6 protein-coding genes are annotated in these 6,719 nt (G+C 64.3%); 4 read left to right on the top strand and 2 right to left on the bottom strand.

Going from position 1 to position 6,719, the window contains the following annotated elements:
* Positions 1-998, top strand: a 998-nt coding sequence (locus JWR89_RS21795) for an NAD+ synthase (protein ID WP_299720095.1), incomplete at its 5' end; no start/stop codon positions are given.
* Positions 999-1,187: 189 nt separating this feature from the next.
* On the opposite strand, the gene JWR89_RS21790 is transcribed toward JWR89_RS21795, so the two are convergent.
* Both JWR89_RS21790 and JWR89_RS21785 read right to left on the bottom strand, forming a co-directional pair.
* A complete protein-coding gene (locus JWR89_RS21790) occupies positions 1,188-2,372 on the bottom strand; it encodes a DUF2865 domain-containing protein (protein ID WP_299720094.1) in 1,185 nt (394 codons plus the stop codon).
* 188 nt (positions 2,373-2,560) lie between these two features.
* The gene (locus JWR89_RS21785) at positions 2,561-2,869 is read right to left on the bottom strand and encodes a hypothetical protein (protein ID WP_299720092.1); all 309 of its coding nucleotides are present in this window, start codon (positions 2,867-2,869) and stop codon (positions 2,561-2,563) included.
* A 282-nt stretch (positions 2,870-3,151) separates the two neighbouring features.
* Between JWR89_RS21785 and cysS the strand changes: the two genes are divergently transcribed.
* The 3 genes from cysS to cimA form a co-directional block, all read left to right on the top strand.
* Complete coding sequence (gene cysS / locus JWR89_RS21780) at positions 3,152-4,546, top strand: cysteine--tRNA ligase (protein ID WP_299720090.1); 1,395 nt, start codon at positions 3,152-3,154, stop codon at positions 4,544-4,546.
* A gap of 115 nt (positions 4,547-4,661) precedes the next feature.
* Positions 4,662-5,174, top strand: coding sequence for a GNAT family N-acetyltransferase (locus tag JWR89_RS21775; RefSeq protein ID WP_299720088.1), 513 nt, complete (start codon positions 4,662-4,664; stop codon positions 5,172-5,174).
* A partial coding sequence (gene cimA / locus JWR89_RS21770) for a citramalate synthase (protein WP_299720086.1) occupies positions 5,171-6,719 on the top strand: 1,549 nt, incomplete at its 3' end. The genes JWR89_RS21775 and cimA, both read left to right, overlap by 4 nt.

The following is a 6,719-nucleotide window of genomic DNA, read 5'->3' as shown; positions in this document are numbered from 1 at the left end:
TCAGGGGCGATAACGGCTGGCGCTGCGACGGCCCCATTGCACCGGTGCTCGAGGGCGACGAGGGCGACTACGCCGCCTGCGTGCTCGGTCTGCGCGACTACGTGCAGAAGAACGGTTTTCCGGGCGTACTGATGGGCGTCTCCGGCGGCATCGACTCGGCGCTGTGCGCGGCCATCGCAGTCGATGCGCTGGGTGCCGAACGCGTGCGCGGCGTGATGCTGCCGTTCCGCTTCACCGCGCAGGTGTCATTGAACGATGCCGCCGATCTCGCGGAGCGTTTGGGCATCCGTTACGAGGTGCTGCCGATCGCGCAGGCAGTGAATGGCTTTGAGGAAATTCTCTCCGGCACCTTCGCCGGATTGCCGCGGGACATCACCGAAGAGAATTTGCAGGCGCGCACCCGCGGCACGCTGCTGATGGCGATTTCCAACAAGACGGGCGCCATGGTCGTGACCACCGGCAACAAGTCTGAAATGTCGGTGGGCTACGCCACGCTCTATGGCGACATGAATGGTGGCTTCAACCCGATCAAGGACATCTACAAGACGGAAGTGTTTCGCCTCTCGACGCTGCGCAATTCGTGGAAGCCCGAAGGTGCGCTCGGCCCCGATGGCGAAGTGATCCCGGTCAATATCATCGTACGCCCGCCCACGGCCGAGCTGCGCGAAAACCAGACCGACCAGGATTCGCTGCCGCCCTACGAAATCCTCGACGGCATCCTTGAACGCCTCGTCGAGCGCGAGGCGCCGCTGTCGGTGATCGTTGCCGAAGGCTTTGAGAAGGACGTGGTGGTCCGGATCGACCGGCTGCTCAATATCGCCGAATACAAGCGCCGCCAGGCCGCGCCCGGCGTGAAGGTGACCCGGCGCAATTTCGGCCGGGATCGCCGCTATCCCATCACCAACAAGTTCCGCGACCTCGCCGCCGCTTTGCCGCAGCCCGACGAAGCGCTGGTGTCGCGGGCGAGCAAAGGCTCGGCGGAAGCCTTCGAAGGGTAGGGTATCGCAGCTCTCTCCCCGTCATTGCAAGGTCAGGGAAAACTGGCTTGCCAGTTTTCCCCTTAGCGAAGCGACGCGGCAATCCAGAAGGCGGCAAACTCTGCAAGAACTGGATTGCTTCGTCGCAAGGGCTCCTCGCAATGACGGCTGATGGGGCCAGCCGAAAATCCAGCCGGAGCGCCCGTCCTACTATCTTGTCGTCGGCAGAAAGGTCGGGCCAACCGAGCGGATTGGCTTGCTGGGATCGGCAGGAGTCGCCGGGGCAGGCGTAGCCGGCGTTGGGCTCGCGGCGGCAGCCGGAATCTCCGCCGGTGCCGCGCCCTTCTTCAAGGCGGCGGGCGTGCCCTTCGCCGGCGGAAGCGACATCTTCTTCGCGCGTTCCTCGGTGACGATGATATCGCCGTTTTCCGCGGCGGCCTTATCGTCGATGTTCTTCAGCGCATCAGACCAGGTCTGGCCCGCGGCCTTGCAGGCGCAGGACGGGTTGAATTCGGTGCGGTACTTGAACGCATTCGGCGACGACGAGTAGGGCTGGCCTGAGATCGACACCGCCGCGTTCATGTCCTCGCCCGGGTTGCGATAGCTGAACAGGCTCGCGTCGGAGGCGGGGCACAGGCTCTTGCAGGTGCGTTCGTCATCGCCGAAGCGCGCCGGAATCGTCGCGAACGAGATGGGGAAATAGAACCCGTCGCAGGTGCGCACACATACCGTGCGGTAGGTGCCCGATGGCACCGGCGACATGCCGCCGATCGGCGGCGCGTCGGGGCTGGGCTCGTTGTTGCCGAACAGATTGTTGAGGAAATTGCCGGGGCCGGAGCTCGGCTGCGGCGCGCGCTGCGCGGCGGCGGCGTATTGGGGACCGCAATTGTTCTGCGCCAGCGCCAGCAGCACCGAGCGGCGCTGGCTGTCACGGTCCGAGCTGCCGGGGACGCCGACGCGCAGCCGCTCTAGATTGCCGGTGATCTGGTCGAGATTGCCGCGCATCTGCTGAATTTGGGTGTTGACCGGGCCGCACTGCGCCGACTGGCCATTGAACAGCGAGAAGAAGCCGGAGGAGTCGCAGCCCATCCGCTTGGCCTGCGACGTCACGCGGTCGAGTTCGCTTTGCTGCTTCGAGGCGGCGTCTTCATAGCGGCGGAGCTGCTCGGCGCGGGCGGGGTCGCCGCCGGCGCCACGGTCGATGGTCGCGAGCTGGCCTTCTAGCCGCTGGCACATCGGATTGACCGCTACGCCACCCTGCTGCTGCGGTGGCTGTCCCGGCGGCAGGCCCTGCGCGAACGCATCATTGCCCAGCGAAGCCGCGCCAAGCAGCACAGCGCCGGCCAGAACCCAGCGGGAGAGAGCAGCGTTGAGAATGTCAGACATACGGACCATCGCAGCACTTCAGAACAGATCGGCGCGGGTTCGATGCATGGCAAACCCCTTGCCGGCATTGCCGAATCCGCCGGTGAGACGGCGAGGCAGCGCGGCTTTCCCATAGCCGCTTCTCGCGGCAGGGTCACGTCGTTTCCGGGGCTGCACTGTGGCGGTACCCAGCGCTCCTGGAGTGGCAGGCTTCGCGCTCAGCGGTGGCAGGTGATGGCGACGAATTCGTTGCAGCCGCCGTGGGCGCAGGCGCCGCCAACCGTCTTCGGCACCGACCCGGTCACCTCATCGGGATCGACGCGGCGGTAGGCGGTGGCCTCCGCAAATTCTCGTGACTTGCAGTACGACAGTGCGGCATGGGCGCCGCACTTCTCGCCCTTCGCCAGGCACTGGTCGATGCCATAGCCATCGGCCTGGTTGGCGATGATGAAGACGCGGGAATCGGCGGAGGCGGCGGAAGCGGTCAAAACGAACGCAGCCGTCAAAAGCAGGAAAATCGATTTCATAACTCACCTAATGAATGAGGGAATCGGCTCATCCGTAGAGCAAATAGGTTAACAATCATTAACCATGCGCGGGGTAGCCGCCGATTGAGGCCGAAATCGGCCGCGCGCCGGCCTTTTCCCAGCCTTGACGGCCAACCCTCGGTTGCCGCATGGTGCCGCGATGAACGGTTTTCTCGCCATGTGTGGCATTTGCCGCGAGATTACGAGCTAGCGATTCGCTGGCTGAGGCCGTCTATTCTCAATCGAGATCATTGACGCCCGGCCGCAAGGGACGGGATTTCCATGGATTTGCGACTTTACGATACGCTGACGAAAGAGAAGCGCGTTTTTGCGCCGATCGACGCCGACAACGTCCGGCTCTACGTCTGTGGACCCACGGTTTACGACTTCGCCCATATCGGCAATGCGCGCCCGGTCATCGTGTTCGATGTGCTGTTCCGGATGCTACGCTATATCTATGGGCCGGACCAGGTCACCTATGTCCGCAACATCACCGACGTCGATGACAAGATCAACGACCGCGCGCTACGGGATTTCCCCGGCCTGCCGCTGAACGAAGCGATCCGCAAGGTCACCGAGGCCACCGCCAACCAGTTTCAGGCCGATGTGGACGCGCTGGGCTGCTTGCCGCCGACGCATCAGCCGCGTGCTACCGACTTCGTGCTGCCGCGCCCCGACGGCAAGACCGATATGGTGACGTTGATCCAGCAGTTGATCGCGCGTGGCCACGCCTATGAAGCTGGCGGCGAGGTGCTGTTCGATACCCAGTCGATGGCGGACTACGGCGCGCTGTCGGGCCGCAAACTTGAGGAGCAGCAGGCCGGCGCGCGCGTCGCCGTCGATGCGCACAAGAAGCATCCGACCGATTTCGTGCTGTGGAAGCAATCCTCCGCCGAGGAGCCCGGCTGGGAAAGTCCGTGGGGCAGGGGCCGTCCGGGCTGGCACATCGAGTGCTCGGCGATGGCGGCAGCCTATCTCGGCGAGACGTTCGACATCCATGGCGGCGGGCTCGATTTGATTTTCCCGCACCACGAGAACGAAATCGCCCAGTCGCGCTGCGCCCACGGCACGCATGCGATGGCGAACTACTGGATGCACAACGGCTTCCTGCAGGTCGAAGGCGAGAAGATGTCGAAATCGACCGGCAACTTCGTCACCATCCGCGAACTGCTGAACGACTGGCCGGGCGAGGTGCTGCGTCTCAACATGCTAAAGACGCACTATCACTCGCCGATCGACTGGACAGTGAAGGGCCTGGAGGAAAGCGCCAAGACCCTCGACGACTGGTACTGGGTCGCCGCGGATTCGAAGGGCGGTCATCCCGCCAACAAGGTGATCGAGGCGTTGTCCGATGATCTCAACACGCCACAGATGATCGCGGTACTGCATGGCCTGCGCAACAACGCCGCGGCGGGCGATGAAAAAGAGCGCGGAAAGTTCGCGGCCTCGTTGCGCATGCTCGGATTCCTGTCCGAGAGCGCAGCTGACTGGGCCGCGCGCAAGCAGCAGGCGAGCGGCATCGACGCGGCCAAGATCGACGGGTTGATCGCCGATCGCACCGCCGCCCGGGCCAACAAGGACTTCAAGGAATCCGACCGCATCCGCGATGAACTCGCCGCCCTCGGCGTGACCATCAAGGACTCCAAGGACGGCACGACCTGGGAGATCGCGCGATGACGAAACCCGACACGCCGTTCCCAAGACACTGGCGTTATTACATCCTGATCAAGTGGCTGTTGATCGCCGGCGCCGTCGCGCTGGCGCTCAAGCTGGTCGGATACTGGTGAGCGCGATGGGACAGGCCATGCCTCAACCGGCCCTGCGGCCGTTCCTGCCGACCGATACGCCGATCCTGGCCGCGATCTTCACCGCCAGCATCGCGGAGCTGACGTCCGACGACTACAGTGGGGACCAGCAGGCCGCCTGGGCCAGCGCCGTGGAGGACGAAGCCGCGTTCGGCAAGCGCTTGGCTGGACAGCTAACGCTGATCGCCAGCTTGCAGAATTCGCCGGTCGGCTTCGCTTCGCTGAAGGGCGCCGATCATATCGATTTGCTCTATGTGCATCCCAGCGCCACTTTGCGCGGTGTTGCAGCACTGCTGTGCGACGCGCTGGAAAAGCTGGCGGGCGCGCGTGGCGCCACGAAACTCACGGTGGACGCCAGTGACAATGCCCAGGAGTTCTTCCTGAAGCGCGGCTATGTCGCCACCCAGCGCAATACGCTGACCATCGGCGACGAATGGCTCGCCAATACGACGATGACCAAGACGCTCGCCGCAACGGGAGCGCCGGGGGCGGCGACGTGAGCCGCGAACGGCTCTATCTGTTCGACACCACGCTGCGCGACGGTGCGCAGACCAACGGCGTCGACTTTTCACTGCACGACAAGCGGCTGATCGCCGCGATGCTCGACGAACTCGGCATCGACTATATCGAGGGCGGCTATCCCGGCGCCAACCCCACCGACACCGAATTTTTTGCGCAGAAGCCTGATCTCGAACACGCCGCCTTCACGGCGTTCGGGATGACGCGCCGTCCCGGCCGTTCGGCATCGAACGATCCCGGCCTGACGCTGCTGCTGGAAGCGAAGGCCGACGCGATCTGCTTCGTCGCGAAAGCGTCGGCCTATCAGGTCCGCGTCGCGCTGGAGACCACCAACGACGAGAATCTCGCCTCGATCCGCGACAGCGTCGCGGCGGCGAAGGTCGCCCGCCGTGAGGTCATGCTGGACTGCGAGCATTTTTTCGACGGCTACAAGGAAGACGCCGGCTTTGCGCTGGCCTGTGCCAAGGCGGCGTACGACGCCGGCGCGCGCTGGGTCGTATTGTGCGACACTAACGGCGGCACCATGCCGCACGAGATCGCCGAAATCGTCGGCGCGGTCGTGAAGCAAATCCCCGGCAGCCATCTCGGTATCCACGCCCATAACGATACCGAGCAGGCGGTGGCCAATTCGTTGGCCGCGGTACGCGCGGGGGTACGGCAGATCCAGGGCACGCTGAACGGGCTCGGCGAGCGCTGCGGCAATGCCAACCTGTGTTCGCTGATCCCGACGTTATGTCTGAAGCGGGAATTCGCCGACGCCTTCGAGATCTCGGTGACGCCGGAGAAGATGGCCACCCTGATGCGGGTGTCGCGCACGCTGGACGACATGCTCAACCGCGCGCCGGATCGTCACGCGCCCTATGTCGGCGAAAGCGCCTTCGTCACCAAGACCGGCATTCATGCCTCCGCCGTGCTGAAAGATCCGCACACCTATGAGCATGTTGAGCCGGAAGCCGTCGGCAACCACCGCAAGGTGCTGGTGTCCGACCAGGCCGGGCGCTCCAACGTCATCGCAGAACTGGAACGCGCCGGCATCCCGTTCGACAGGGCCGATCCGAAACTGGTGCGTCTTGTGGAGGAGATGAAGGAACGCGAGGCTGCGGGCTACGCCTACGAGTCCGCGAACGCCTCGTTCGACCTGCTGGCGCGGCGCGTACTCGGCAAGGTGCCGGAGTATTTCCGGGTCGTGCAGTTCGACGTCAATACCGAGCAGCGTTACAATTCCAGCGGCCAGCGCGTTACAGTGGCGATGGCGGTGGTGAAGGTCGATGTCGCCGGCGACGTGCTGATGTCGGCGGCGGAAGGCAACGGTCCGGTCAACGCGCTCGACGTCGCCTTGCGAAAAGATCTTGGCAAGTATCAGAAATATATCGATGGCTTGAGGCTGGTCGATTACCGCGTCCGCATCCTCAACGGCGGTACCGAGGCGGTGACCCGGGTGCTGATCGAGAGCGAGGACGAGCAGGGCGAACGCTGGACCACGGTGGGCGTTTCGCCCAATATCATCGATGCCTCGTTCCAGGCCT

Source organism: Tardiphaga sp., assembly GCF_028290785.1.
Taxonomy (GTDB): Bacteria; Pseudomonadota; Alphaproteobacteria; order Rhizobiales; family Xanthobacteraceae; genus Tardiphaga.
The sequence above is the reverse complement of the archived record's forward strand: the minus strand, read 5'-3'. Positions and strand labels throughout refer to the sequence as shown.

Coding starts and splice junctions, on each gene's coding strand:
- JWR89_RS21775 (WP_299720088.1), top strand. CDS start 4,662: ATGGGACAGGCCATGCCTCAACCGGCCCTGCGGCCGTTCCTGCCGACC.
- cysS (WP_299720090.1), top strand. CDS start 3,152: ATGGATTTGCGACTTTACGATACGCTGACGAAAGAGAAGCGCGTTTTT.
- JWR89_RS21790 (WP_299720094.1), bottom strand. CDS start 2,372: ATGGTCCGTATGTCTGACATTCTCAACGCTGCTCTCTCCCGCTGGGTT.
- JWR89_RS21785 (WP_299720092.1), bottom strand. CDS start 2,869: ATGAAATCGATTTTCCTGCTTTTGACGGCTGCGTTCGTTTTGACCGCT.